Origin of the sequence: Cellulosimicrobium cellulans, assembly GCF_016921195.1 — a bacterium.
GTDB lineage: Bacteria > Actinomycetota > Actinomycetes > Actinomycetales > Cellulomonadaceae > Cellulosimicrobium > Cellulosimicrobium cellulans_F.
The window spans coordinates 867,451-893,946 of sequence record NZ_JAFGYF010000001.1 but is presented as its reverse complement, the minus strand read 5'-3'; the positions used below and the strand labels follow the sequence as shown (position 1 = coordinate 893,946).

At 73.0% G+C, this 26,496-nt stretch carries 22 protein-coding genes and 1 riboswitch; of the genes, 8 read left to right on the top strand and 14 right to left on the bottom strand.

Annotated elements, in window-relative coordinates:
• Positions 1-14 precede the first annotated feature (14 nt).
• Positions 15-437, top strand: coding sequence for a phage holin family protein (locus JN535_RS03820; protein ID WP_205202338.1), 423 nt, complete (start codon positions 15-17; stop codon positions 435-437).
• A complete protein-coding gene (locus JN535_RS03815; protein ID WP_307868166.1) occupies positions 434-742 on the top strand; it encodes a DUF3618 domain-containing protein in 309 nt (102 codons plus the stop codon). Before JN535_RS03820 ends, JN535_RS03815 begins: the two co-directional genes overlap by 4 nt.
• Positions 743-831: 89 nt before the next feature.
• On the opposite strand, the gene JN535_RS03810 is transcribed toward JN535_RS03815, so the two are convergent.
• A complete protein-coding gene (locus tag JN535_RS03810) occupies positions 832-1,044 on the bottom strand; it encodes a BldC family transcriptional regulator (RefSeq protein ID WP_024839011.1) in 213 nt (70 codons plus the stop codon).
• A 397-nt stretch (positions 1,045-1,441) separates the two neighbouring features.
• Here JN535_RS03810 and JN535_RS03805 point away from each other — a divergent pair, with 397 nt between their 5' ends.
• Positions 1,442-1,651: a DUF3073 domain-containing protein gene (locus tag JN535_RS03805; protein ID WP_154799469.1), complete on the top strand. Its 210-nt coding sequence runs from the start codon at positions 1,442-1,444 to the stop codon at positions 1,649-1,651.
• Positions 1,652-1,896: 245 nt separating this feature from the next.
• Here the strand turns inward: JN535_RS03805 and purM are convergent, their stop codons facing one another.
• Positions 1,897-3,030, bottom strand: a complete 1,134-nt coding sequence (purM, locus tag JN535_RS03800; RefSeq protein WP_205202336.1) for a phosphoribosylformylglycinamidine cyclo-ligase — start codon at positions 3,028-3,030, stop codon at positions 1,897-1,899.
• Positions 3,031-3,106: 76 nt separating this feature from the next.
• Complete coding sequence (purF, locus tag JN535_RS03795; protein ID WP_205202334.1) at positions 3,107-4,654, bottom strand: amidophosphoribosyltransferase; 1,548 nt, start codon at positions 4,652-4,654, stop codon at positions 3,107-3,109.
• Between the two features lie 273 nt (positions 4,655-4,927).
• On the opposite strand from purF, the gene JN535_RS03790 reads away from it, so the two are divergent.
• From JN535_RS03790 to JN535_RS03770, 5 genes are all read left to right on the top strand, one after another.
• Complete coding sequence (locus JN535_RS03790) at positions 4,928-5,986, top strand: sulfate ABC transporter substrate-binding protein (protein ID WP_205202332.1); 1,059 nt, start codon at positions 4,928-4,930, stop codon at positions 5,984-5,986.
• A gap of 3 nt (positions 5,987-5,989) precedes the next feature.
• The gene (cysT, locus tag JN535_RS03785; RefSeq protein WP_205202330.1) at positions 5,990-6,877 is read left to right on the top strand and encodes a sulfate ABC transporter permease subunit CysT; all 888 of its coding nucleotides are present in this window, start codon (positions 5,990-5,992) and stop codon (positions 6,875-6,877) included.
• Positions 6,870-7,745, top strand: a complete 876-nt coding sequence (locus JN535_RS03780) for a sulfate ABC transporter permease (RefSeq protein ID WP_205202328.1) — start codon at positions 6,870-6,872, stop codon at positions 7,743-7,745. The genes cysT and JN535_RS03780 overlap by 8 nt, the downstream gene beginning before the upstream one ends.
• Complete coding sequence (locus tag JN535_RS03775) at positions 7,742-8,761, top strand: sulfate/molybdate ABC transporter ATP-binding protein (RefSeq protein WP_205202326.1); 1,020 nt, start codon at positions 7,742-7,744, stop codon at positions 8,759-8,761. The genes JN535_RS03780 and JN535_RS03775 overlap by 4 nt, the downstream gene beginning before the upstream one ends.
• Before the next feature lie 79 nt (positions 8,762-8,840).
• A complete protein-coding gene (locus JN535_RS03770) occupies positions 8,841-10,148 on the top strand; it encodes a hypothetical protein (protein ID WP_205202324.1) in 1,308 nt (435 codons plus the stop codon).
• 33 nt (positions 10,149-10,181) lie between these two features.
• On the opposite strand, the gene JN535_RS03765 is transcribed toward JN535_RS03770, so the two are convergent.
• From JN535_RS03765 to gdhA, 11 genes are all read right to left on the bottom strand, one after another.
• Positions 10,182-10,613 (bottom strand): hypothetical protein, encoded by a 432-nt coding sequence (locus tag JN535_RS03765; RefSeq protein WP_205202322.1) that lies wholly within the window; start codon positions 10,611-10,613, stop codon positions 10,182-10,184.
• A 145-nt stretch (positions 10,614-10,758) separates the two neighbouring features.
• Positions 10,759-15,519: an ExeM/NucH family extracellular endonuclease gene (locus JN535_RS03760; RefSeq protein WP_307868163.1), complete on the bottom strand. Its 4,761-nt coding sequence runs from the start codon at positions 15,517-15,519 to the stop codon at positions 10,759-10,761.
• A gap of 302 nt (positions 15,520-15,821) precedes the next feature.
• A complete protein-coding gene (locus JN535_RS03755) occupies positions 15,822-16,193 on the bottom strand; it encodes a sterol carrier family protein (protein ID WP_205202320.1) in 372 nt (123 codons plus the stop codon).
• A gap of 29 nt (positions 16,194-16,222) precedes the next feature.
• Positions 16,223-17,797, bottom strand: a complete 1,575-nt coding sequence (locus tag JN535_RS03750; protein WP_307868162.1) for an RNB domain-containing ribonuclease — start codon at positions 17,795-17,797, stop codon at positions 16,223-16,225.
• Positions 17,798-17,985: 188 nt separating this feature from the next.
• Complete coding sequence (locus tag JN535_RS03745; RefSeq protein WP_205202319.1) at positions 17,986-18,870, bottom strand: ABC transporter ATP-binding protein; 885 nt, start codon at positions 18,868-18,870, stop codon at positions 17,986-17,988.
• Entirely contained in the window at positions 18,867-19,796 is a 930-nt protein-coding gene (locus JN535_RS03740; RefSeq protein ID WP_205202317.1) for an ABC transporter ATP-binding protein, read from the bottom strand. Before JN535_RS03740 ends, JN535_RS03745 begins: the two co-directional genes overlap by 4 nt.
• A complete protein-coding gene (locus JN535_RS03735; protein ID WP_205202315.1) occupies positions 19,793-20,953 on the bottom strand; it encodes an ABC transporter permease in 1,161 nt (386 codons plus the stop codon). Before JN535_RS03735 ends, JN535_RS03740 begins: the two co-directional genes overlap by 4 nt.
• On the bottom strand, positions 20,946-21,944 hold the full coding sequence (locus JN535_RS03730; RefSeq protein ID WP_205202313.1) for an ABC transporter permease: 999 nt from the start codon (positions 21,942-21,944) through the stop codon (positions 20,946-20,948). Before JN535_RS03730 ends, JN535_RS03735 begins: the two co-directional genes overlap by 8 nt.
• A 46-nt stretch (positions 21,945-21,990) precedes the next feature.
• Positions 21,991-23,673, bottom strand: a complete 1,683-nt coding sequence (locus JN535_RS03725) for an ABC transporter substrate-binding protein (protein WP_205202311.1) — start codon at positions 23,671-23,673, stop codon at positions 21,991-21,993.
• 249 nt (positions 23,674-23,922) lie between these two features.
• Positions 23,923-24,720, bottom strand: a complete 798-nt coding sequence (locus tag JN535_RS03720; RefSeq protein ID WP_205202303.1) for a copper homeostasis protein CutC — start codon at positions 24,718-24,720, stop codon at positions 23,923-23,925.
• Positions 24,721-24,799: 79 nt separating this feature from the next.
• Entirely contained in the window at positions 24,800-26,137 is a 1,338-nt protein-coding gene (gdhA, locus tag JN535_RS03715; protein WP_205202301.1) for an NADP-specific glutamate dehydrogenase, read from the bottom strand.
• Between the two features lie 226 nt (positions 26,138-26,363).
• Positions 26,364-26,496: riboswitch (SAM riboswitch) on the top strand.

Sequence of the window (26,496 nt, the reverse complement as noted above, 5' to 3'; positions counted from 1 at the left end):
GGAAAGGCGGAGAGATGAGCGACTGGATCGACGGGCGCATCCCGCCCGAGGAGCAGAAGCCGACGGTCGGGCAGCTCGTGGAGCGCTTGTCCGAGCAGGCCACGCGCCTCGTCCGCTCCGAGATCGCGCTCGCGAAGGCCGAGCTCACCACGAAGGCCAAGCACGCGGGCATCGGCATCGGCATGCTCGTCGTGGGCGGGGTGCTCGTCCTCTACGGCCTGGGCTTCCTCCTCCACTCGGCGATGGAGGGGCTCGCGACCGTCATGCCGGTGTGGCTCGCCGCGCTGATCGTCGGCCTCGTCCTCGTGCTCGTCGCCGGTACGCTCGCGTTCGTCGGCGTCAAGCAGCTCCAGCGCGGCGTCCCGCCGACCCCGACCGGAGCGGTCGACAGCATCAAGGAAGACGTAGCCACCATCAAGGAAGGACTGCGCCCGTGAGCGGTACCGACGGGGCCTTCGTGCCCCCGCTGTCCCAGTCCCAGCTCGAGGACGAGATCGCGCGCACGCGCGCCGAGCTCGCGGGGACCATCGACGAGCTCACGACCCGCCTGGACCCGCGCGTCCAGGCGAAGGCGGCGGCCCAGCAGGCGAAGCAGGCGGCCTCGGACACGGGTGCGTTCCTCACCGGTGGCGGGTTGCCCGAGGAGGACCCCGACCGGTCGCGCAACGTCAAGCTGCTGCTGGGTGCCGTGGTGGCCGGTGTCGCGCTCGTCACGGCGGCGATCCTGCGCCGGCGCTCGTAGTCGCCCGAGCGCTCGCCCGGGTCCATGCCGGGGCGTCTGCCTGCCGATCCGACGCGCCGGCCGTGCCGGCGGCGCGGCGCGCGGTCGGCTCAGGACTTGTCGGTGCCCTCCGCGGGCTCGCTGGCGGCGCCGAGCAGCGCCCGGACCTCGGACTCGCGGTAGCGGCGGTGCCCGCCGAGCGTACGGATCGACGAGAGCTTGCCCGCCTTCGCCCAGCGGGTGACCGTCTTGGGGTCGACGCGGAACAGGCTGGCGACCTCGGCGGGCGTGAGCAGAACCTCGGACTCTCCGTGCATGGACATCACGACACCTCCTCCTGGTACGCGCTGGTCCGGCAGATACCCCGGATCACGACGACAGCACGACGCCAGTACCCTCCATTGTCGCAGCATGCGGATTTCGGGCGACTTGACGGACGGGTGAATTAGGCGCTCTATGGTCGGAACGGCCGGATAGGCGCGCGTGCGGCTTACGGGACCCGGCGGGCCGCGGCCCTCCCGGCCCGCGGCCGCTGCCGCGGCTCCATCGCTCGTGGAGAGTGTGTGACGGTAGGCACGTCCGCGGCCCGTCACGGTCTTCTGAGTGGATGGAATAGGCCCCGAGCATGTACCGTTGGACCCTGAACAGACGAAACTACACCCCGGGGCCGCACGTCTGAGCACGTAGCCGCCCCGCTTCTACGTTGAGGGGGTCGGAGCCATGGGCCGCGGCCGTCAGAAGGCAAAGCAGACCAAGGTCGCTCGCGCGCTGAAGTACTACAGCCCCGAGACGAACTACAGTGCGCTCGAGCAAGAGCTCACCGGTCACAGCCACACGGATGTCGTGACGGACTCGCGCTTCGGCGCCGAGTCGGCGGACGACCTCGAGCGCTACGACCAGCGCTACAACGACTGGTCCGACGACCGCTGACGGTCGTCGACCACCTTTCTCGCCGCGTCTGCCGCGGAAGCGTCTCGACCTCGACTGCGCCGTCGCCTGCCCCGTAGGCGACGGCGCGGTCGTTGTTCGTGACCTTGAGGCCCTCGCGAACCGCCCCGCCACGAGGACTGCGCGCCGTGACCGTCGTCGTGGCCTGACGGGGGCGTGCCCCGGCCACGGGGCGGCCTCCACCGGGCGGGCCGGCGACCACCGCACCCGCCCGGGGACCCCGGAGGTCAGGCGCGGTAGTCGCCGACGAGACGCACGGCACCGGCCTGGACGCCCTTGGTCCCGGCGACGAGGTCGCCGTCCGCGACGTCGGCGACCGTCGCCGGGTCGAAGGAATCGACCGTGCCCAGCACCCACGCGGGGACACCGAGGGCGGCGCAGCGCGCGAGCGCGGCGTCGACGCCGTCGGCTCCGACCACGGCGACCATGCCGACGCCGAGGTTGAGCGTGTTCTCGAGGTCGCCGCGCGGCACGCCGCCCAGCTCGCGCACCAGGCGGAAGACCGGCGGCACGTCCCAGCTCGCGCGGTCCACGACGCCGACGAGCCCGGCGGGCAGGACGCGCGCGAGGTTCGCGGCGAGCCCGCCGCCGGTCACGTGCGTGAACGCGTGGACCTGCGCGGCGTCGTCGGCGGCCAGCGCGAGGCAGTCGCTCGCGTACACGCGCGTCGGCTCGAGGAGCTCCTCGCCGACCGTGCGGCCCAGCTCGTCGACATGCCGCTCGAGGCCCCAGCCCGCGTGCTTGAGCACGGCGCGCACGAGCGAGTACCCGTTCGAGTGCAGGCCGGAGGACGCCATCGCGATGAGCACGTCGCCCTCGCGCACGCGGTCCGGGCCCAGCAGCCGGTCGGCCTCGACGACCCCCGTGGCGGCACCGGCGACGTCGTACTCGTCCGCGCCGAGCAGACCCGGGTGCTCGGCCGTCTCGCCGCCCACGAGCGCGGTGCCCGCGACCTCGCAGGCCGCCGCGATGCCGCGGACGATGCCCGCGATGCGCTCGGGCACGACCTTGCCGCACGCGATGTAGTCCGTCATGAACAGCGGCTTGGCACCGACCACGACGATGTCGTCCACGACCATGCCCACGAGGTCGAACCCGATGGTGTCGTGGACGTCGAGCGCCTGCGCGATCGCGACCTTGGTCCCGACGCCGTCGGTCGACGTCGCGAGCAGCGGCCGACGGTAGGTCGCGACCTCGGAGAAGTCGTAGAGCCCCGCGAACCCGCCGACCCCGCCGAGGACCTGCGGCCCCTGGGTGCGGCGCACGGCGTCCTTCATGAGCTCGACGGCCTTGTCACCGGCCTCGGTGTCGACGCCCGCGGCGGCGTAGGTGAGGCCCGTCTGGGGCGAGTCGGCAGTCACGGTGTCGGCTCCAAGAGGTCTCGCGGCGCACGCGCCGGTGGTGCTGGTGGTCTCACGGTCGGGTTCAGGGGTGAGCTCAAGGGTGCTGGAGCGCGCCGGCCCCGCCGGCGGTCACCGACAGGCTGCGCAGCCCGTCCTCGGGCGCGCCGAGCGGGAGCTCCGCCTGCTCGAGGAGGTGCTTGCCGAGCTGGTCGTCGGGCGGCAGCTCGATGGGGTACTTCCCCGTGAAGCACGCCGTGCAGAGCTGCGACGACGGCTGCTCGGTCGCGGAGATCATGCCCTCGGTCGAGATGTAGCCCAGGCTGTCGGCACCGAGCGACTTGCCGATCTCGTCGGGAGAGAGGCCGTTCGCGATGAGCTCGGCGCGCGAGGCGAAGTCGATGCCGTAGAAGCACGGCCACTTCACGGGCGGCGAGCTGATGCGCACGTGGACCTCGGCGGCGCCGGCCTCGCGCAGCATCCGGACGAGCGCGCGCTGCGTGTTGCCGCGCACGATCGAGTCGTCGACGACGACGAGCCGCTTGCCGCGGATGACCTCGCGCAGCGGGTTGAGCTTGAGCCGGATGCCGAGCTGGCGCAGCGTGTCCGACGGCTGGATGAACGTCCGCCCGACGTAGGCGTTCTTGGTCAGGCCCTGGCCGAACGGGATGCCCGACTCGGCGGCGTAGCCCACCGCGGCGGGCGTGCCCGACTCGGGGACGGGGATGACGAGGTCGGCCTCGACGGGGTGCTCGCGCGCGAGCTGACGACCCATCTCGACGCGCGCGGCATGCACGGAACGACCGTTGATGGTGGTGTCGGGGCGCGCGAGGTAGACGTACTCGAAGACGCAGCCCGCACGCTCGGCCGGCGCGAAGCGCTGCGAGCGCAGGCCGTCGGCGTCGATGGCGATGAGCTCGCCCGGCTCGACCTCGCGCACGTACGACGCACCGACGATGTCGAGCGCCGGCGTCTCGCTCGCCACGACCCAGCCGCGCTCGAGTCGGCCCAGGACGAGCGGGCGCACGCCCTGCGGGTCGCGCGCCGCGTAGAGGGTGCGCTCGTCCATGAAGACGAGCGAGAAGGCGCCACGCAGGCGCGGGAGCACCTCGAGCGCCGTGGCCTCGAGCGTGTGGTCGGCGTCGCCCGCGAGGAGCGCGGTGACGAGCGCCGTGTCCGTGGTGTTGCCGCGCGCGAGCTCGCCGCGACGCTGGCTGCCGTAGCGCTCCGCGACGAGGTTGACGAGCTCGGCGGAGTTGGTGAGGTTGCCGTTGTGCCCGAGCGCGACGGTCCCCGACGCGGTCGCGCCGAGCGTCGGCTGCGCGTTCTCCCACGTGACGCCGCCCGTGGTCGAGTACCGGCAGTGCCCGACGGCGATGTGCCCCGTCAGGGCGTTGAGCGCCGTCTCGTCGAACACCTGGGACACGAGTCCCATGTCCTTGTAGACCAGGATCTGCTCACCGTTGCTGGTGGCGATGCCGGCCGACTCCTGGCCTCGGTGCTGCAACGCGTACAGACCGAAGTAGGCGAGCTTGGCGACCTCCTCGCCGGGCGCCCAGACACCGAAGACGCCGCAGGCGTCCTGGGGGCCTTTCTCGCCGGGCATGAGGTCGTGGTTGAGAAGTCCATCTCCGCGGGGGGCCACGTACCTCAGTGTCCCACAGCACCCGTGCCCGGACCGAAGCGCGAGGTCATACGGACGGCCGGGCGGCGCAGCCGCCCCACGACGCCGGGCGCCCCGGCGTTCACGGTGGCGTTACGTCGTCCCACCTGTCGGTCAGGGGTTCCGCTGCGTGGGAACACCGCGCTTGAATCTCGACTTACCCGACCGCGGCAGTCCAGTATCTTCCTCGCCGCGTCGGCCGCTCCATCCGACCATCCCGCTCCCGGCCCCGGGACCCCGACGAAGGACGACACCATGCGACGCCTCCGGACCACGATCACCCTCGCGGCTGCCGCGGCAGCCACCGCCCTGGTCCTCACCGCCTGCGCGCCGACCGCCGTCGACGGGTCCGGCGGTGGCGACGCGAACGGCGACGCCGGCTCCGACGTCGAGCCCACGACCCTCTCCCTCGTCGGCTTCGCCGTGCCCAAGGCGGGCAACGACGCCGCGCAGGAGCTGTGGGGCGAGACCGAGGACGGCCAGGGCGTCACGTGGGAGACGTCGTACGGCGCCTCCGGCGACCAGAGCCGCGCCGTCGCCGACGGCCTGGAGGCCGACTACGTGCACTTCTCCCTCGAGGGCGACGTGACGCGTCTCGTCGACGCCGGCCTCGTCGCCGAGGACTGGAACGCGGGCGATCACCAGGGCATCGTCAGCCAGTCCGTCGTCGTGCTGGTGGTGCGCGAGGGCAACCCGAAGAACATCCGGAGCTGGGAGGACATCGTCCAGCCGGGCGTCGAGATCGTCACCCCCAACCCCGGCTCGTCGGGCTCGGCCCGCTGGAACATCCTCGCCGGCTGGGGCAGCGTCATCGCGAACGGCGGCTCGGAGGAGGACGCGACCGAGTACCTGCGGAAGTTCTTCACCAACGCCGTCGCGCTCCCGGGCAGCGGCCGCGACGCGACGACGGCCTTCACGTCCGGCACCGGCGACGTCCTGATCTCCTACGAGAACGAGGCGATCCTCGCGCGGCAGAACGGCGAAGCGTTCGACTACGTGGTCCCCGACCAGACGCTCCTCATCGAGAACCCGGCCGCGGTGACGGTCGACGCCGACCCGAAGGCCCAGAGCTACCTCGACTTCGTCCTCACGCCCGAGGGTCAGGAGGCGTTCGCGCACGTGGGCTTCCGCCCGCTCACCGGCGACGTCGACTTCGAGGTCGAGGGCGCGAACGACCCGAGCGACCCGTTCCCCGCCGTCCCGACCCTCCTCACCATCGCCGACGACTTCGGCGGCTGGTCGGCCACGAACGACAAGTTCTTCGGCGACGAGGGTCTCGTGACGAAGATCCAGGCCGAGACCGGGAAGCAGTGACCCGTGTCATCGACCCTCGCTGGACGACCGGGCCGGGCGGCGCGCCAGCACCGCCCGGCCCCGGCCGCCCCGGGCCGCACGCGCCGCCGGACGCCCAACGGCCCCTACCGCCTCACGGCGGCGTCGGGCCTCGGGCTCGGCGTCGCGCTCGTGTGGTTCTCGGCGCTCGCGCTCGTCCCGCTGATCGCCGTGCTCGTCGAGACGTCCGTCGGCGGCTGGCCCGCCTTCGTCGCCGCCGTGACGCAGCCGCAGACCGCCGCGGCGCTGACCCTCACGGTGACGCAGGCCCTCGGCGTGACCGCCGTCAACGTCGTCATGGGAACGCTCGTCGCCTGGGTCCTCGTGCGCGACCGGTTCCCCGGCAAGCGGCTCCTCGAGGTCCTCATCGACATCCCGTTCGCGCTCCCGACGATCGTGGCCGGCCTCGTGCTGCTCGCGCTGTACGGACCGTCGGGACCGCTCGGGATCGACGTCGCGAACACGCGCGCCGCCGTCTTCCTCGCGTTCCTCTTCGTCACGCTGCCGTTCGTGGTGCGCAGCGTGCAGCCCGTGCTCGCCGAGCTCGACCGGGACGTCGAGGAGGCCGCCGCGTCGCTCGGCGCGACGCGGTCCACGACCTTCCGCCGCGTCGTCCTCCCGGCCCTCGCGCCCGCGATCACCGCGGGTGCGGCGCTGTCGTTCGCGCGCGCCATCAGCGAGTACGGCGCGCTCGTCCTGCTCTCCGGGAACCTGCCGATGCGCACCGAGGTCGGTTCCGTGCGCATCCTCAGCTACCTGGAGAACGGCCAGCCGGAGCAGGCGGCGGCCGTCGCCTCCGTCCTCCTGCTCGTGTCCCTCCTCGTCATCGCGACGATCCAGCTCCTCCAGCGCAGGGTGGCCCGCCGTGGATAGCTCTCCGTGGGTGCGCCGTGCGCTGCGCGCCGTCGTGGTCGTCTACCTCGTGCTGCTCGTCGGGTGGCCGGTCTCGCTCGTCGTGCGCGGTGCGTTCGCCGACGGGCTCGAGACGTTCCAGCGGGCGCTCGCCGACCCGTCCGTCGTCTTCGCGCTCCAGCTCACCGCGGCCGTCGCGGTGCAGGTCGTGCTCCTCAACACCGTGTTCGGCGTCGGCATCTCGATGCTCGTCGTCCGGTACGACTTCCCGGGCAAGGCGCTCCTCAACGCCCTGCTCGACCTCCCGCTGTCCGTCTCGCCCATCGTCGTCGGGCTGTCGCTCGTCCTCGTGTACGGCAAGAACGGCTGGTTCGGCGGCGCGCTCGAGGACGCCGGGCTCCAGGTGATCTTCGCGCCGCCCGGCATCGTCCTCGCGACGGCGTTCGTGTGCCTCCCGCTCGTGATCCGCGAGGTCGTGCCGGTCCTCACCGAGCTCGGCACGGAGGAGGAGCTCGCCGCGACGAGCCTCGGGGCGAGCCGGTTCCAGATCTTCCGGCGCATCACCCTGCCGGCCGTCAAGTGGGCGGTGGTCTACGGCGTCGTGCTCACGCTCGCCCGGGCGCTCGGCGAGTTCGGCGCCGTCAAGGTGGTCTCCGGCAACTTCGAGGGCCGCACCCAGACGTCCACGCTCCTCGTCGAGCAGCGCTACCAGGACTTCGAGCAGGGCACGGCCTACGCGGTCGCGTTCCTCCTCGCGTCCGTGTCCGTCGCGTGCATCGTCGCGGTGACCTTCCTCCGCTCCGACGACGCCACCGACCCCCGCACCCGCCGCACGGCCCCCCGAACAGCCGCCCCTCGAACAGCCGCCCCCACGGAGGCCGACGCATGAGCATCGAGATCCGCAACGTCCGCAAGACCTTCGGCGACTTCGTCGCGCTCGACGACGTCTCCGTCTCCGTGCCGACCGGCCGCCTCACGGCGCTGCTCGGCCCGAGCGGCGGCGGCAAGTCGACGCTGCTGCGCGTCGTGGCCGGGCTCGAGGTGCCCGACTCCGGCGAGATCGAGATCGAGGGCCGCGACGCCACGAACCTGCCGGCCCGACGCCGCAACGTGGGCTTCGTCTTCCAGCACTACGCGGCGTTCAAGCACCTGAGCGTCGCGCGGAACGTCGCGTTCGGCCTCGAGATCCGCCGCACGCCGAAGGCCGAGATCGCCGAGCGGGTCGACGAGCTCCTGCGCCTCGTGCACCTCGAGAGCTTCGCGCACCGGCTGCCGTCGCAGCTCTCGGGCGGCCAGCGCCAGCGCATGGCGCTCGCGCGTGCCCTGGCGATCCGCCCGAGCGTGCTGCTGCTCGACGAACCGTTCGGCGCGCTCGACGCCAACGTCCGCAAGGAGCTGCGCGACTGGCTGCGCCGCCTGCACGACGAGATCCCCGTGACCACGGTGTTCGTCACGCACGACCAGGAGGAGGCGCTGGAGGTCGCCGACGAGATCGTCGTCGTCAACGAGGGGCGCATCGAGCAGGTCGGCACGCCGGACGACCTCTACGACCGCCCCGCGAACGACTTCGTCATGGGCTTCCTCGGGCCGGTGACGCGCCTCGGCGGCGTGCTCGTGCGCCCGCACGACGTCCACGTCGAGGTGGTGCCCGACAGCACCGCGGACGTCGCGACGCCGTCCCGCCCCGGCGGGCCGGTGCCCGGCGTCGTGACCCGTACGACGCGCGTGGGCTTCGAGGTGCGGGCCGAGGTGGCCACCGAGGACGAGGTGGTGTCCGTCGTCGTGACCCGCGCGGAGGCCCGGACGCTGGGGCTCGCGCCGGGCATCGCCGTGCGGCTCGCCCCGGCGGAGGGCGCGCCGACGTCCGCCGCTCCCCGGCGGGTCGGCGCGCCGGTCGCCGGCTGACCCGGCGCCGCACCGGCGTCGCACCCCGTCAGGGGCCGAGGCCGCGCCACCGCCGGGTGCCGCTCGCTATCCTGCCCGCGTGGCCCCCTCCCGCGTCGACCGCTCCCCCGAGGGCCGCGGTGAGCGACCCCGGCACCGCCGCGAGCGTGCGGCCTACCGGTTCGTCGAGATCCGGGACGCCGTGGGACCCGCGCGGCTCGACGGGCTCGCGGCGGGGAGCGGAGCGTTCCTCGCCGGCACGGTGTTGGGCTTCCTCGTCCTCCTGGGGCTCACGCTCGTCGGCGGTGAGCTCGTCCCGGGCGGACGGCACGAGGCCGACGAGATCGTGCGCTCGACGATCGTCTGGTGGGTCCTGACCCTCGCGGTGGCCGTGTCGGCCTTCGTGCCGGTGCGTGCCGCGGCGACGCTCGCGACCGCGACCGCCCTGCTGCGCGAGGACCGCCCGGCCACCGACGTGCCGCCGCACTCGGTCCGACGGCGCGTGGCGGACCAGAGCCCTCCGGGGGCGCTCGCCGGGCTCGCGTGGACGTTCCTCGTGCTCGCTCTCCTCGCGCTGGTGATCGGTCTCCTCGCCATGGACCGCGACGACGTCGAGCGCGCGCCGACCGTCACGGTCTCCACCGTCGTGGGGGTCGTGGCCGCGACCGGGCTGCTGCTCCTGCGGGGGCTGCGCGCACGCTGGTCCGCGGCGCAGGACGCGGTGCGCACGACGTGGGGGCCGAACGAGGTGCGCTTCGCCGAGGCGGCCGAACGCCGTCGCCGCGCCGCGCTCGGCGCGACGGCACCCGCGCGGCCCGACGGCCGGCGGACTCTCCGGAACGACCGGGCGGCCGCGGTGCTGGGCGGCGCCGGGATGACGGGCCTCGTCCTGTTCCTGGTCGGCCTGTGGATGCGTCACCCGCGCAAGTTCGGGCCGGACCGGTACTACGGACCGGTGGGCGAGGTGTCGATCGACGTCCTCGTCGGCGTGGGCGGGGCGCTCGTCGGGACGGCGCTGCTCCTCGGAGCGGTGTGGGTCCTCCTCCCGGTGTCAGGAGAGGAACGGCGTCGCAGGGCCGCGCGCGCGGCCCTGCGCTCCCCGGAGCCGTCCGCGCCTCCCGCCGACGACGTCGTCCGGGAGCTCCTGTCCCCCTGGTCGGCGCCCGCGACGCTCGCGCTCGTGCTCCTGGTGGGCTGCGGGCTGCTCGCACCGTCCGTCCTCGCCGGGCTGGCGGGCGGGGGCGTCGCCCTGGTGGCCGACGGCGTACCGTTCGCCGCCATGGCGGTGGTCCTGGCCGTCGTGACCCTCGCGGCCCCGGGCGTCGTGACGGCCGGCGCGGTCCGGTCGGCCCGGTACCGCGCCCTCGTGCGTGAGCGCTGGCATCCGGGCGACGACGGTCCCGGCTGACGTGCGCCGACCGGCACCCCGCGAGAGGTGGGGTCAGCGCCGCCCACGCAGGCTCCGCCGGTCCGCGAGGACCGCCCACAGGCCCGCGACGCCCGCGCCGAGCGCGGCGCACGTGACGACGATGACGGTGAAGTACACGCCCGGCTTGAAGACCGGCGCCGCGGCGGGCGACTGGAGCCAGGCACCGCCGATCCCGAAACCGAGCACCGTGCCGAGCACGATCCCCACCGCGAAGAACCTCCCGTAGCGCGGAGCGCGGCGCACCGTCGCGGGGTCGACGACGTCCTCGACCTCCACCTCGTCGGCGGCCGGCCCGGTCGCGGCGGTCCCCGCCGCGGTGGTCTCGGGGGCCGCGGTCTCGGGGGCGTTCTCGGCGCTCGCGGCCGGGCCGGCGGTCCGCGAGGCGGGCGCGTCGGACGGGTCGGGGGCGGCGCCGTCGGGCACGGGGGACTGCTCGGAGCTCACGGCCACGACCCTACCCGCGGTTCCTGGGAGGCCCCACGCCGTGGGCGGCCGCCGCGACGCACCGCGGCCCGGGCCCGTCGGACGGGACCCGGGTCGCGGGACGCGGCGCCGCCTGGTCGGCGGCGCCGCACGGCGTCAGCGAGCGTCAGCCGCAGGTCTGGCCCTCGAACGGGACCTCGTACTCCTGCGTCACGCCGTCGAGCGTCGCGGTGACGGTCACCGTCCCGCCCTCGACCGACGTGGCCCGGGTGTTGAACGACTGGTACGCGTTCTTGCCCGGCTGGAGGTTCGGGAACCGCTTGGAGCCGTACGGCGTCTCGATCACGACCTCGACCGGGACGTCCTCGCCGTTGGTCGCGCGGACCGCGACGTGGACGAACTTGCCCATGCAGCGCGCCGAGGCCTCCAGGTTCTCGAGCGTCACCGTCGGGGCCGCGGCCTCGACCGTGACCGGGATGCGCGCCGTCGTGCCGCTCGGCGACGCGACGACCCAGAGGTCGTACTCGCCCGCCGCGGCGTCGGCCGGGACCGTCGCCGTCAGCGTCGCCGCCCCGCCGGTCACCGAGGCGGTGCCGACCGGGTCGCCCGGGTCCGCCGGGTCGAACGTGGCGTCCGCCGCGACGAGGTAGCCGTCCACGGAGGTGTTGGCCGGCGACCCGAGCGACGTGAGGTCGAGGCCCGAGAGCCCCACGCTCACGTCGGAGCCCGCGGCCACCGTGCCGGGCAGCTCGTCGACCACGACGCGAGAGCGGTCGAACGACGGCGACACCGGCGAGCTCTGCTGCAGGTACGCGATCCACGCGTCCCGGTCGACGAGACCGGAGTCGCGCGGGTCGGTGCCGTCCGTGAACACGCGGAAGTTGTCGCCCCCGGTGGCCAGGAACGAGAACGTCGCGACGCGGTACTCGCCGTCGGGGTCGATCGGCTCCCCGTCGATCGTCACGGAGGAGACGTTGCTCCCGGGCGTCGCGTTCGGGTCGGCGGTGCTCGCCGTCCAGGACACGTTGTCCGAGAGCCCCAGGGCGAGGTACGGGCGCGAGGGGCGGTTGCCGTTCGCGTCCGTCTGCCACTGCTGCTCGAGCATCTCGACGACCTGCTCGCCCGTGAGGGTCACGGTCCACAGGTTGTTGACGAACGGCAGGACCGCGTTGGCCTCGGCGTACGTGATGACGCCGTCGTCGCCGTGCAGCAGCTCGGCGCGCAGCCCGCCCGGGTTGACGACGCCGATGTCCGCGCCGCCACGGGCGGGGTCGGACAGCGTGGCGAGGAGCGAGTCCGCGACGAGGTTGCCGAGCGTCGACTCCGACGCGCGGTCGTCGCGACCGGACGTCGGGTTCGGGCCCGGGCCCACGTACGTGCCGCCGGGGCCGGTGTACGAGCCGCCCGCGAACGCCGTCGTGATGTCCGCGGTGACCTCGCCGATCGGCTGCGCGCCGATGATCTCGGCCTGCTGGAGCGCCGCGTCGACGATCGACTTGACCGCCGCGACGCGCGGGTACGTCGCGACCAGGGTCGCGTCGTCCGTCGTCGTGCGGGCCACGTTCTGCGCCGTGTACGCCGTGACCTCGTGGGTCGCGGTGTCCACGGTGAGCGACACGTGCCCGATGAACTCGCCGTAGTTGCCGGTCTGGACGATCGGGCGGGTCTTGCCCGGGGCGCCCGGGACGGGCGCGTCCCACGCGTACTGCTTGTGGGTGTGGCCCGTGAAGATCGCCGCGACGCGCGCGTCGGTCTCGTTGACGATGTCCGCGAAGGCGCCGCCCGCGGCGACCTCCTCCTCGAGCGTCGCGCCGTCGGGCGTGCCCGCGGACGCGCCCTCGTGGACGAGGCCCACGACCACGTCGGCCTCGCCGTTCGCCGGGTCGCCGTCCTGGAGCTGGGCGGTGACGCGGTTGAGCGCCTCGACCGGGTCGCCGAAGTCGACGTCGGCGATGCCGGACGGCGTGACGAGCGTCGGGGTCTCCTCGGTCACGACGCCCACGAAGCCGACGTCCACGCCGTCGATCTCGACGACCTGGTACTCGGGCAGGGCCGGGTTCGTCGTGCCCTTGTCGTAGACGTTGGCGCCCAGGTAGGCCCAGTCCGCCTCGTCGGTCACGCGGCCCGTGAGGTCGTCCATGCCCTGGTCGAACTCGTGGTTGCCCACGGCGGAGGCCGCGAGGTCGAGGGCGTTCAGCACGTCGATCGTCGGCTGGTCCTCCTGGAGCGCCGACGCGAACAGCGACGCGCCGATGTTGTCGCCCGCGGAGACGAACGCCGTCCCGTCGGGGTTCGCCGCCCGCAGCTGCTCGATCGTGCCCGCGAACTTCACCGTGTTGGCGTCGATCCGACCGTGGAAGTCGTTGATCGCCAGCAGGTCGAGCTGCGTGGTGCCCGGCTCGGCGTCGCCGAGCTCGAGGCCGACGATGACCGGGTCGTGGTCGGACGACCGGAACGGCGTCGTGTCGTAGAGGATCGAGGCGTTGTAGTTGTACCGGCTGTACTCGTTCGCGATCGGCTCGACGGAGTTGATGTTCCACACGTCGGTGCCGGTGACGGCGTCGGCCGCGCCCGCCGAGGCGAACACGTGGTCGAGCGACCCGACGTAACCGTCGAAGAGGTAGGTGTGCTCGCCGGTCGTCTCGCCGAGGTCCGTGTAGCCCGCGTCCTTGAGGACCTCGAGCGGGTCCTCCTGGGAGTACGAGTTGAAGTCGCCCGCGAGCAGGATCTTGTCCGTGCCCGCGTCCGCCGCGACGTCCTCGGCGAAGCCGACGAGCGCCGTGGCCTGCGCGACGCGCGACGCGTTGAACGCGCCCTGACCGTCGCCCGAGTCCTCGTCGCCGGGCAGCACGGGCGTGCCGGAACCCTTCGACTTGAAGTGGTTCGCGACGACGAGCACGTCGTCGCTCGCGGCGTCGTCACCCTCCGAGATCCCCCCGGCCGGCTGGAACACCTGCGCGAGCGGCTCGCGCGCGTTGACGAACGCCGCGTCGTCGAGCAGGATCCGCGAGTCCCCGACCGGCTCGGCCGCGTCCACCTGGTAGATGTACGCGAGCCGGATCACGTCCTCGTCGTCCGGCAGAGCCGCCGGCGAGGGGACGAACGCCCACTCGTCGGCGCCGGCGGCCTCGTTGAGAGCGTCGACGAGGTCGGAGAGCGCCTGGTCGCGGTCCTTGCCGAACGGCGCCGAGTTCTCGATTTCCATGAGCGCGACCACGTCGGCGTCGAGCGCGTCGATCGCGGCGACGATCTTGGTCTCCTGACGCTCGAGGTTCTCCGCGTTCGCCGCACCGCGTGCGTCGCAGCCACGGTTGACCGTGATCGGGTTGCCCGCGCGGTCCGTGTAGTACGTGCAGCCCGTGAGCTGGTCGCCGGTCGTCGTGAAGTAGTTGAGCACGTTGAACGTCGCGACCGACAGGTCGCCTCCGACCTCGGCCGGCGCGTCCTCGCGCGTGTTCTCGAACGTGGCCGGCTGGACCGTGGCGGCGTTGCCGCCGTCCCCCGCGGTGAGCTGCGTGAGCGGCTGGAAGCTCCACGCGTCGAACCGGTAGTCGAGGATGACGGGCGTCGTGAAGGTCACGCTCGCGCCGACGCGGGCCGGTGCACCGCCCGTGAGGTACGGGAGCGGGATGCCCTTGTTGGCCGTGTTGTTGAAGTTGGTCGTCGCGCCGTCGTCGAGCACGACGGCGCGCGCCGCACGGTCCGCGACGGCGGCGGCGGCCTCCGCGCTGCCCGGCCGCCCGGCCGACGTCGGCTGGACGAACGGGTCCGTGCCCGCGGCGAGCAGGAACGAGCCGTAGTAGTTCGTGTCGTAGTTGTCCGCGACGACGTAGTCGCCCGCAGGCTGCACGAGCATGCCCTCGAGCGCCTCGCGCTCGGCGTCGGTCGCGGGGAAGGCGACGTTCGCCGGCTTGACCTCCTCGGCCGGCTCGTCGAGGACGGTCCAGCCGCCCGCCGCGGGCGTGATCTGGGTCAGCGTGAAGTACTCGGACACCGCGCCCGTGACCTCGACGTGGTCGCCGACCTGCACGGCGGCGGCACCCGCCTTGGAGTAGACGAAGATCGCGTCCGACGCCGTGTGCGAGGCGTCGAGGTCGCCGCCCGTGCCCTCGGTCTGCAGGTAGAAGCCGTCGTAGCCGCCCGTGGGGTAGGTGGCGGTGACGACGCCGCGCGTCGTGACGGTCTGCCCGACGAGGGGGCTCGCCGCTCCGGTGCCCTGGATGTCGGCGATCGGGACGACCTCGCCCGGCTCGGGGCCGGGGCCGCCGCCGTCGTCACCGCTGTTCTGCGGGGTGACGGTGCTCGAGAGCGTGAAGTCCTTGCTGTTGTCGTCGGTGTCCGCGAACCCGGTCCGGTTGATCGAGGCCGGCACGTTGTTGGCCGACGGCGCAGGGCTCACGGCGGTCTCGAACGTGTTCGACGTCCCGTACCCGACGAGGTCCACGACGTTCGCTGCGCCCGCGGCGTTCCCCGCAGGCAGCGTGACCGCCGACGTGGAGCGCACGAGCGCGAGGGTGCCCGTCGTGCCCGACGGGTTGAGGCCTCCGGTCGCGTCCGGCGTCGGCAGCGCCGCGCCGTTGGACCCGTTGGAGCCGCCCTGCACGAGGAAGTAGCCCCCGGGGGCGACCGTGCCGGTCAGCGGCGTGACGCCCGTGAAGGCGCCGGTGCCCGTCGCGGAGCGGTACTGCAGCGACATGCCGGTGAGGTCGATCGCCGCCTGCGTGGGGTTGTACAGCTCGACGAACTTGTGGGTGTAGGGGGCGTTGGCACTGCCGCCGCTCAGGTAGGCCTCGTTGATGACGAGGCCCGACCCGTCGGGCGCCGCGCTCGCGGCGGTGGCTGCCGCGACCGAGAGCGGCGCGGCGAGCGCCACGGTCAACGTGCCCGCCACCACCCTCCGTCGCCGCAGGTGCTGGTGGTCGGTCACGCTGACTCCTTCATCTCGTGCGGACGGCCGGGCAGCAGTCGCGCGTCCATCGATCGCGTCCAAGCCTCGGACGGGTCGACGCCCTGCCTCCGCAGGACATCGCACCCCACCTGGATGAACGGGCGGTTGCTGCCACGTCACCGCCGCGAGAACGTCGCCGCACGTCGTCGTGCCGCGAGCGCCCGCGCGGACGGCGGCCGGTCATCATCGGACGCTAGCCCTCCGCGTGCCGCGCCGCCAGACCTCGGGCCGAGAACGTTACGCACCGGTAACACGCGCGTCCCCGGCCCGGAGCACGAACCTCAGCGAGGGCGGGCCGCCTGGAGCGGCAGGAGCCAGGAGATGTCGGAGCGCTCGCCCGACGCGCGGACGCGACCGTCGGCGACGGCGTCGGCCCACGCGAGCGCACCGGTCACGAGGCCGAGCCACGTCTGCGGGTCGGTCTCCACGACGTTGGGCGGCGTCCCGCGGGTGTGCCGGGGCCCCTCGACCGCCTGCACCGCACCCGCGGGGGGCACGCGCACCTCGACCGTGTGCCCGGGCGCGACGTCGGCGAGCTCCTCGAGCGTGAACCGCACCGCGGTCGTCACCGCCTGGCGGTCGGTGGGGTCGGTGCGCCACGCCGCCAGGGCGAGGCGTCCGGCGGCCGGGTCGGTACGTCGTCGGGCAGGCACGAGCACCAGCCTAGGTCGCCCCGCCCACCTCAGCCGACGGTGAACCGGACGCGGCGCCCTGCCACCGACGCCTCGCGCAGCGTCGCACGGACGGGGTCGCCGAGCGGGAGGTCCGCACCCTCGACCGGCGCCCGCACCGCGGGGTCGGCGAGGACGACCTGCCCGCGCCGCACGCCGGCCGCACCCCCGCCCTCGCGCTCGAGGCGCCGTCCGCGCTCGCGGTCGTCCTCGACGTCGACCACGACGCCGTCGAACTCCTCGCCCTCTCGCCCGCTCAGCAGCGCCGCCTCGACGACGTCGACGATCGCGCGCTCGTACGACCCCGCACGCTGGCCCGTGCGCGCCATCGTGCGCGGCAGACCGGGCAGCGCGTCGAGCACCCAGCGCGGCACGTCCTCGCCCGCGCACAGGGCCAGGCAGACCTCGGTGCCGTACCGGTCCACGAGCCGACGCAACGGTGCCGTGACGTGGGCGTACTCGGCGCCGATCGCCGCGTGCGCGGCGTCGTCGGGCACGCCGGGCTCCTGGCCCGTGCCGCCGAACGCCTCGTACGACGCGCCGCGGAAGAGCGACGTCGCCTCGTTGAGGAAGGCCGCGTGGCGCGGGACGCGGGAGTCGAGCGTCGGCACGAGGTCGGCGTACGCCGTCTCGCGCGGCCAGTCGATGCCGAGGGCGCGCGCGGTGCGGCGCAGGCGCGCGAGGTCGCGCGGGTCGGCCTCGGGCAGCGCGCGAAACACGCCGACGCCGCCCGCCCGCATGAGGCGCGCCGCCGCGATCCCCGTGAGCAGCGAGATCTGGGCGTTCCACCCCTCCGCCGGGAGGGTCGAGCGGAACTCGAGGCCGAACGTGCCGTCGTCGCGCGGGACGATCTCCTGCTCGGGGACCTCGAGCGAGACTCCCCCGCGCTCGCGCTCGCGCGCGAGCCGCAGCTCCCCGACCTCCCGGAGCAGGAGGAGGGCGGCGCCGCCGACCTCCTCGGATCCGCCCGCGTCGATCGCGGCCTGGGCCTCGTCGTAGGTGAGGCGCCGCCTCGACCGCACGACGGCGCGGCGCACCGTCGCGCCGAGGATCTCGCCCCGCGCGTCGAGCACGACGCGCCAGGCCGCCGCCAGGCGGTCCTCGCCCGGCAGGAGGCTCGCCACGCCCTCCGAGAGCACGGCGGGGTGGAGCGGGGTACGAGCGTCGGGCGCGTACAGGGTCGTCCCGCGCTCGTGCACCTCGGCGTCGATCGCCCCGCCCGGCGCGACGAACGCGCCGACGTCCGCGATGGCGTAGTGCACGACGAACGCCGCACCCGCAGGGCCTGCCGGGTCGTCCCCGGCGCGCTCGAGGTGGAGCGCCTGGTCGAGGTCCATCGACCCCGGCGGGTCGATCGTCACGAACGGCAGGTGCCGCAGGTCGGCGCGGTCGGGGCCGACGACCGGGCGGTGCTCCCGCGCCACCGCCTCCGCCTCGGCGAGCACGGCGTCGGGGAAGGACTCCGGGACCTCCATCTCGCGACGCAGCGCGGCGAGCGCGTCGGTCACGAGGACGGCGGCGTCCGCCGAGGGCGTCGGGGCGGACGGCGCGGCGGGGCGGGCGAGGCGCAGATGACGGGCGGGCACGAGCCGACCCTACCGACACGACGCACGGCCGTCCCGCGCCCCGCGCCGCCGTGCGGGGTCGCACGGGACGGCGCGCGGGCCAGGGCGTCCGACAGACCTGGCCCGCGCGACGGGTACGCGCCACCACCGACGCGTACGTCGAGGCAGCACCCGCCGCCCGGATCGAGCGGGCGGCGGGTGCGCCGGTCTCACATGCCGCGTGTGCCGAAGGGGTCGCGGTCGGCGCCGTCGTCCGCTCCCGCCCTGGCCGCCGCGAGCTCGCGGCGCACCTCCTCGCGCAGCTTCCCGTGGTTCTGCGGCTCGGGCGCCGCACCGAGGAGCAGCTTGGTGTAGTCGTGCTGCGGGTCGAGGATCACCTGGTCCGACGGGCCCCGCTCGACGACGTTCCCGCGGAACATCACGAGGATCTCGTCGCTGAAGTGCCGCGCGGTCGCGAGGTCGTGCGTGATGTAGAGGACCCCGAGGTCCTCCTCCCGCTGGAGCCGCGCGAGCAGGTTGAGCACCCCGAGCCGGATCGACACGTCGAGCATCGACACCGGCTCGTCCGCCACGAGGAACCGCGCGCCCGGGGCGAGCGCGCGGGCGATCGCGACGCGCTGCCGCTGACCGCCCGACATCTCGTGGGGCTGCTTGGCCGCGAACACGGGCGCCGGCGTGAGGTTCACCCGCTCGAGGAGCTCGTGGACCCGCGCGTCGAGCGCCTGGCGTCCACGGGCGACCTTGTGCAGGCGCAGCGGGCGCTCGAGGTGGTGGCCCACCGTGTGGAACGGGTTGAGCGACGCGAACGGGTCCTGGAACACCATCTGCACGTCGTGCCGGTAGGCGTCCAGGCCACGGCCCCGGGTCGCGGACGGCTTGCCGTCCAGCAGGATCTCGCCCGACGTCGGCGTCTCGAGCTGGGCGATCATGCGCGCCACCGTCGACTTGCCGGAGCCGGACTCGCCGACGACCGCGATCGTCTTGCCGGGCTCCAGCGTGAACGACACGTCGTTCACCGCGCGCAGGCGCGTGCGGCGCAGCCCCTTGCGGATCGAGAAGTCCTTGACCAGGTTGCGGACCTCGAGGGTGCTCATGCGTGCGGTCCTTCCTGGCTCTCGCCGGTGCCCTCGCCCGTGCGGACGAACGAGCCGCGGTCGCCGGTGAGGCTCGGGAACGAGCCGAGCAGCCGGCGCGTGTAGGGATGCTGGGCACCCTCGAAGATCGACTCCGCCGTGTCGATCTCGACGATCTCGCCGCGGAGCATCACGGCGATGCGGTCGCTGATCTCCAGCAGGAGCGGGAGGTCGTGCGTGATGAACACGACGGCGAACCCGAGCTGCTCGCGCAGCCGCATGATCTCGCGCAGGATCCCGCGCTGGACGACGACGTCGAGCGCCGTCGTCGGCTCGTCCATGATCATGACCTGCGGGTTGAGCGCGAGGGCCATCGCGATCATGACGCGCTGGCGCATGCCGCCCGACAGCTCGTGCGCGTAGCTGTCGAGACGCAGCGGGTCGACCCCCACGAGATCGAGGAGCTCCGCGGACCGGGTCGCCCGGTCCTTGCGCGACATCCCCGGGCGGTGCGTCTTGAGGACGTCCCCGAGCTGGTCGCGCACGCTGATGACCGGGTTGAGCGAGTTCATCGCGCCCTGGAACACCATGGACACCTTGTGCCACCGGAACGAGCGCAGCGCGTCGCCGGACAGCGCGACGACGTCGACGTCGGCGCCGTCCTGGTCGTGGAACGTCACCGTCCCGGACGTGAGGAGCGCCGGTGGCTTGAGGAGGCGGTTGATCCCGTACGCCAGCGTCGTCTTGCCGCAGCCCGACTCCCCCGCGAGCCCGAGGATCTCGCCGCGGTGCAGCGTCAGGGAGACGTCCTTGACGGCGTGGACGACCGGCTCGACCTCGTAGTCGATCGAGACGTGGCGTGCGGTGAGCACCGGCTCCTTGCCGACGAGGTAGGCGGCGTGGCCCTCGCTGGTCAGCGGCCCGGTGGCCGTGGTCGTGGCGGTCATGCGCCCACCGTCTCCTTCGCGTCGTCGGTGTCGTCGGTGTCCGTACCGTCAGCGTCGCTGCCGTCGGCGCCGACGGTGCCCGACCCCGCGCCGTCGGGGTCCGCGTCCGCGGCGAGGCCGGCCTTGCGGGCCTTGCGCACGCTCTTGACCGCGGCCGGGCCCAGGCGCAGCCGAGGGTTGATGATCTCGTCCAGGCTGAAGTTGATGAGCGCGAGCCCGCAGCCGAAGAGGGCGATGAGCAGGCCCGGCGGGACGAACCACCACCACATGCCGAGGCTCAGCGCGTTGTTCGCGCTCGCCTGGTTGAGGATGGTGCCCCACGTGATCGACCCCGACGGTCCGAGCCCGAGGAACGACAGCCCGGCCTCGGCGAGGATCGCGAGGAGCACCGCCCCGAGGAACTGTGCGGTGAGGAGCGGCAGGAGGTTGGGGAAGATCTCCACGAGGATGATCCGCGGCGTCTTCTCGCCCGCCACGCGCGCCGCGGACACGTAGTCGCGCGCGCGCAGCGACTTGGCCTGCATGCGGAGCACGATCGCCGCACCGGGCCACGCCGTCAGCCCGAGGATCACGGCCACGATGAGGAGCGACCGCGTCTGCAGGTACGCCGAGATGACGATGATCAGCGGCAGGCCCGGGATGACGAGCATGATGTTCGTGACGAGCGAGAGCGCCTCGTCGGTGAACCGCCCGCGGTACCCCGCGACGATGCCGAACACGATCGACAGCACGAGCGCGATGGCTCCGGCGATGAGGCCCACCATCAACGAGCCCTGCCCGCCGTACGCGACCTGGGCGAAGATGTCGTTCCCGATGTGGTTCGTGCCGAGCAGGTGCTCGGCGCTCGGCGGCAGGAACCGCGGGTTCGCCGTCGAGCGCGGGTCCTGCGCGAAGAACGGCGCGACGAACGTGAAGAGCAGGATGCCCGCCACGAGGACGATCCCGGCGGTGAGCTTGCCGGACCGGCGCGGGAGCATCGCCCGCAGGCCGGGGCGCGTGGGCACGGTGGGGGCACCCTGGTCGAGCGCCGCGGGGACGTCCGGGACGATCCCCTCGGTGGTCGTGGCCGGCGCGAGGCCGTCGACCACGACCGTGGCGGCCGGGGCCGCGTCGGCGGCCGGCGTCACGATCTCCGTGTCGCGGGTGTTGTCAGACATTGGCGCGCGCCCTCGGGTCGATGAGTCCGTAGATGATGTCCATGAGGAAGTTCGCGGCGAGCACGGCGAGCGTGATCACGAGGAACGTGCCCTGCATGAGCGCGAAGTCGCTCGCCTGGACCGCGTTGAACAGGAGCTTGCCCAGGCCCGGGTAGCTGAAGACCTGCTCCATGACCACCGACCCCGCCACGACGAACCCCAGCGCGACGCCGAACCCGGCGAACGACGGGAGGGCGGCGTTCCGGGTCGCGTAGGTGATCGCGACGCGCATGCGGCGCAGGCCCTTGGCCTCGGCCGTCGTGACGTAGTCCTCCGACAGCGTGGACACCATCATGTTGCGCATGCCGAGCAGCCACCCGCCCACCGACGAGAGCACGATCGTCAGCGCGGGGAGGAACCCGTGGTAGATCACGCTGCCGACGAACGCCCACGACCACTCGGGGCCGTTGTCGAACCCGAAGATGTCGTAGCTGCCGATCCGCGGGAACCATCCGGTCGAGACGGAGAAGACCGAGACGAGGATGAGCGCGAGCCAGAAGTAGGGCACCGCCTGGAGGAGCGTCGACGCGGGGATGATGCTGTCCACCCACGTGCCGCGCTTCCAGCCGGCCCACGCCCCCAGCCCGACACCCAGGACGAACGAGACGATCGTCGCGAGTCCCACGAGCCCGACCGTCCAGGGCAGCGCCTGGCCGATCAGCTCGGTGACGGGCTGGGGGTAGTAGGTGACGGAGATCCCGAGATCTCCCGAGAACAGGCGCCCCCAGTAGGCCACGTACTGGTCCCACAGGGAGGCGTCGTCGTCCGCGCCGAAGAGGAGGTCGATGCTGTTCTGCATCTGGGGCGTCAGCTCGCCGCCCTTGCGCAGCAGCTTGTCGATGAAGATCTGCTTGGGGTCACCCGGCATGAGCTTCGGGATGAGGAAGTTCAGCGAGATCGCCGCCCAGAGGGTGATCACGTAGAACGTGATCCGCCGTGCGTAGTACCTCATGATGCGTGGCCCTCGTTCCTCGGTCCTCCTCTTCGGCGCGGTCTCATCAGCTCGCCGGCTCGAGCTTCGAGAGCACGACGCCGAGCGACACGGTGCTCCACGACGGCGGGAACGCGTAGAGGTCGTCCTCCGTCGGCCAGCCCGTGAAGTCCTTGGTGTCGGCGAAGGTCATCGTCGCGTTCACGACCACCGGGATGTAGGGCAGGTCACGCGTGATCTCCTCCTGGATGATCGCGTACTGCTCCTGCTTCGCGGCCTCGTCGTTCGTCGAGGCGGCCGCCTCGACCGCGGCGTCGACCTTCGGGTTGGTGTAGCGCACGTAGTTGAAGAGGCCGGACTCCATGACCTCGCCCACGGGCCGGGTGTAGTCCGTCGTCATCCACTGGCGGTAGATGCTGAACGGGTCGTCGAGCGACGGGCCCGTGATGCCGCCGACCATGAGCTGGTAGGAGCCCGCGACGCGCGCGTCCGACATCTCCTGCTGCGTGACCTTGTTGTGGACGATCGAGATGCCGGCGGCCTTCGCCTGCTCGACGAGCAGATCGCCGACCGCGTTGTAGTCGTTCCAGCCGTCGACCGTGATGAGGGTCATCTCGACCTTCTGGCCGTCCTTCTCGTAGATGCCGTCCGCGCCCTTGGTGTAGCCGGCGTCCTCGAGGACCTTCGACGCGGCGGCGGGGTCGGCCGTCTGCGGGCTCTCCGCCTCGACGTCGGGCGAGATCCAGCGGTCGTCGCGACCGAGCAGCGCGAAGGTCGGCGACGCGACCGCCGCGTGCCCGGCGAACGCCTTCTCGTTGATCTCGCCGCGGTCCATCGCGAGGTTGATCGCCTGCCGCACGGCGGCGTCCGTCTGCGCACCGGTGCAGCCGAGGTCGACCGAGACGCAGCTGTAGATCGTCGTCGGGTCCTGGGGAGTGTTCAGCATGGTGAGGCGGCCGTCCGCGGTGATCCGCTCGGGGTCGGCCACGAACATCGTGGCCCAGTCCACCTTGCCGGTCGTGAGCAGGTCCTCGGCGCTCTGGTTCGCGTCGATGCCGAGGTAGCGGACCTTCTTCACCTGGGGAGCGCCTCCCCAGTAGTCCTCGTTGGCGACCACCGTGTAGGCGGCCTCGGTGACGGCGTCGGCCTTGTACGGGCCGGTGCCGACCGGGTCCTCGTTCGCGAACGTCACGAGGTCGTCGACCTCGGACCAGATGTGCTCCGGCACGACCAGCGACGTGCCGAGGAGCTGCACCTCGGACGTGAACTGCGGGGAGTCGAACGTCCACTTCACGGTGTACGGGTCGACGGCCTCGACCGAGACCACGAAGTCGCGCCTGGCGGCCTCGTTGGTGTGCGAGAACACGACGTCGTCGGCGTCGAAGTCCTCGCCGTCGGTCCACTTGACGCCCTCGCGGAGCTTCACCGTGAGCTCGGTGCCGTCCTCCGACCACTCGAACGACTCGCCGAGCCGCGGCTCCGGCGGGCCGGCCTGCGCCTTGTTGTAGTGGAAGAGCGGCTCGTAGATCGCGCCGTTGGCCGCGTGCAGCGGGTTCGGCGAGTACGGGTTGAAGTTCGCGACGACCGGCGTCTGCGTCCCGGCCCACACGTTGAGCGTGCGGCCCCCGCTCGCGCCCTCGTCCCCGTCACCGTTGCTGCCGCCGCCGGAGCAGCCCGCGGCCATGAGGGTCACGCCGGTCACGAGCGCAACCGCCGTGAGCAGACGCTTGCGCGCCGTGCTTCGAATCATCATCGGTCCTTTCGCATGGACGACGCGTCCTCGCGTCGTTCGTCGTGGCGCCCGGGGGCGTGTGGCAGGAACACTAACTAACCCCCTCCCGACTGCCGACGAATACGACAGGAAAGTTACCTAACTGAGACATCGCGGCGCTGCCGCGGTCTCGACGGACGCACGAAGGCCGGCCCCGCGAGAGCAGGGCCGGCCGTCGGAGTGGTCGGAGGTTCCCCGGGCGGGCACGGGGAGGTGGCTGCGGGCTGGCTAGCGCACGCCGTCCAGCGCGGCACGCGCCGCCGCGGCGACGTCGGGGTCCGTGACCTCGTAGCCGGCGTCGCCACCGCCCCCGGGCCCGGCGTCGTCGGCGACGACGCGCTTCGCGGAGAGGTGCACGGCGTCCACGCCGGCGGCGACGAGCGCGGCGACGTCCTGCGGGCGGACTCCCCCGCCCGCCATCACCTGGACGCGGCCGCCCAGAGGGCCGTGGGCGTGCGACGCCATGGCGCGCAGACGCTCGACCCCGTCGATGCTGCGTGCCGCGCCGCCGGACGTGAGCACGCGCGCCGCTCCCACCCCGGCGAGCACGTCGAGCGCCGCGAGCGGGTCGGCGACGACGTCGACCGCACGGTGGAACGTCACCTCCCGGCCGTCCGCCGCCTCGACGAGGGCGCGGGCCGCGACCGCGTCCACGAGGCCGTCCGGGGTGAGCGCGCCGACCACGACGCCCGCCGCCCCCGCCGCGACCGCGGCCCGGACGTCGCGGACCTGCACGTCGAGATCGTCGGCCGAGAGGACGAACCCACCGGGGCGCGAGCGCACGAGGACGTGCACCTCGACGCGCGGGCCCTCGCCGACCGCCTGCGGGGCCGCCGCGACGGCGGCCTCCACGAGGCCGGCGCTCGGCGTGAGCCCGCCCGTGGCGCCCAGGCCGACGCACAGCTCGACCCGCCCTGCACCCACGGCGGCGGCGACCCGGACCCCCTCCGGGTCCTGGACCGCGAGCTCGAGCACGACGTCGCGGACCGCACGCGCGGCAGGGCCCTCGGGATCGGTGGTCGTCACTGCGCTCTCCCGTCGTCCGGTCCGGCGGCCGTCGCGTGCGGCGTGCACGACGACGGCCGTCGGCCAGGGTAGACGACGGTCAGATGACGCCGAGCGCGAGGATCGCGTCGGCGACCTTGGTGAAGCCCGCGATGTTGGCGCCGAGCACGTAGTTGCCGGGCGTGCCGTACTCGTCGGCCGTCTCGACGCACCGGTCGTGGATGCCGGACATGATCTGCGCGAGCCGGTCCTCGGTGTACTCGAACGACCACGCGTCGCGCGACGCGTTCTGCTGCATCTCGAGCGCGGAGGTGGCCACGCCGCCGGCGTTGGCCGCCTTGCCGGGCGCGAAGAGGACGCCCGCCTCCTGGAGCAGCGCGACGGCCGCCGGGGTCGTCGGCATGTTGGCACCCTCGGCAACGGCGACGACGCCGTTCGCCACGAGCTGCTTGGCCGCGCTCTCGTCGAGCTCGTTCTGCGTCGCGCACGGCAGCGCGACGTCGCACGGCACGTCCCAGATGGAACCGTCGGTGACGACGCGCGCGCCCGGGCGGCGGGCCGCGTAGTCGGCGACGCGGCCGCGCTCGACCTCCTTGATCTGGCGCAGCAGGTCGAGGTCGACGCCCGCCTCGTCCACGACGTAGCCGGAGGAGTCGGAGAAGGCGACGACGTTCGCGCCGAGCTGCTGGGCCTTGGCGGTCGCGTAGATCGCGACGTTGCCCGAGCCGGAGACCACGACGCGACGGCCGTCGAGCTCCTGCCCGCGCGTGGCGAGCATGCTCTGCGCGAAGAGCACGGTGCCGTACCCCGTCGCCTCGGTGCGCACGAGCGAGCCGCCCCACGAGATCCCCTTGCCCGTGAGGACGCCGGACTCGTAGCGGTTGGTGATCCGCTTGTACTGGCCGAACAGGTAGCCGATCTCGCGCCCGCCCACGCCGATGTCCCCAGCCGGGACGTCGGTGTTCTCGCCGATGTGCCGGTACAGCTCGGTCATGAACGACTGGCAGAACCGCATGACCTCGCCGTCGGAGCGACCGCGCGGGTCGAAGTCCGACCCGCCCTTGCCGCCGCCGATCGGCATGCCGGTGAGCGAGTTCTTGAAGATCTGCTCGAAGCCGAGGAACTTGACGATCCCGAGGTAGACCGACGGGTGGAACCGCAGGCCGCCCTTGTACGGGCCGAGCGCCGAGTTGAACTCGACCCGGAAGCCGCGGTTGATCTGCACGCGGCCCGTGTCGTCCACCCACGGGACCCGGAAGATGATCTGGCGCTCGGGCTCGCACACGCGCTCGAGGACGGCCGCCTCGACGTAGCGCGGGTGCTTGCGCAGCACGGGGCCGAGCGAGTCGAAGACCTCGCGCACGGCCTGGTGGAACTCGGCCTCGCCGGGGTTGCGACGCAGGACCTCGTCGTAGACGGACTGCAGTCGGCTGTCCATGGGCACTCCTCGTCTGACGCGGGCGGAACTCCTGCTGACGGTACGCCTGTGCCAGAAGTTCCCGTAACGCCGTCTCACTCCCTGCGCACCCGCGCCTCGTCGTGCTACCCGTCGCCCGCCGCGAGCGCCTCCTCGTCGCCGCCCCGCACGACACAACCGTCCACCCACTGAGAAACCAGACCTATCTGGTGCGGTTTTACCGGAGCCGTTGCTATACCCGTCCCCAGGTCACGAGCACCAGCGCCAAGCCCCGGCTCGCTGGTCGGCAACCCCCTGTCACGGCGGGGTGCTCCGGGAGATGACCAGGCCGCGCGCGACCGGCCCGCACCCGCGGGACGGCCGCGCGGCAAGCGTGATCG

Bases quoted from the DNA above. Each gene is read 5' to 3' on its own strand.
- JN535_RS03810 (WP_024839011.1), bottom strand. From the start codon at position 1,044: ATGTCCATGCACGGAGAGTCCGAGGTTCTGCTCACGCCCGCCGAGGTC.
- gdhA (WP_205202301.1), bottom strand. From the start codon at position 26,137: ATGGACAGCCGACTGCAGTCCGTCTACGACGAGGTCCTGCGTCGCAAC.
- JN535_RS03775 (WP_205202326.1), top strand. From the start codon at position 7,742: ATGAGCATCGAGATCCGCAACGTCCGCAAGACCTTCGGCGACTTCGTC.
- JN535_RS03790 (WP_205202332.1), top strand. From the start codon at position 4,928: ATGCGACGCCTCCGGACCACGATCACCCTCGCGGCTGCCGCGGCAGCC.
- JN535_RS03725 (WP_205202311.1), bottom strand. From the start codon at position 23,673: ATGATTCGAAGCACGGCGCGCAAGCGTCTGCTCACGGCGGTTGCGCTC.
- JN535_RS03735 (WP_205202315.1), bottom strand. From the start codon at position 20,953: ATGTCTGACAACACCCGCGACACGGAGATCGTGACGCCGGCCGCCGAC.
- JN535_RS03820 (WP_205202338.1), top strand. From the start codon at position 15: ATGAGCGACTGGATCGACGGGCGCATCCCGCCCGAGGAGCAGAAGCCG.
- JN535_RS03740 (WP_205202317.1), bottom strand. From the start codon at position 19,796: ATGACCGCCACGACCACGGCCACCGGGCCGCTGACCAGCGAGGGCCAC.
- JN535_RS03805 (WP_154799469.1), top strand. From the start codon at position 1,442: ATGGGCCGCGGCCGTCAGAAGGCAAAGCAGACCAAGGTCGCTCGCGCG.
- JN535_RS03730 (WP_205202313.1), bottom strand. From the start codon at position 21,944: ATGAGGTACTACGCACGGCGGATCACGTTCTACGTGATCACCCTCTGG.
- JN535_RS03745 (WP_205202319.1), bottom strand. From the start codon at position 18,870: ATGAGCACCCTCGAGGTCCGCAACCTGGTCAAGGACTTCTCGATCCGC.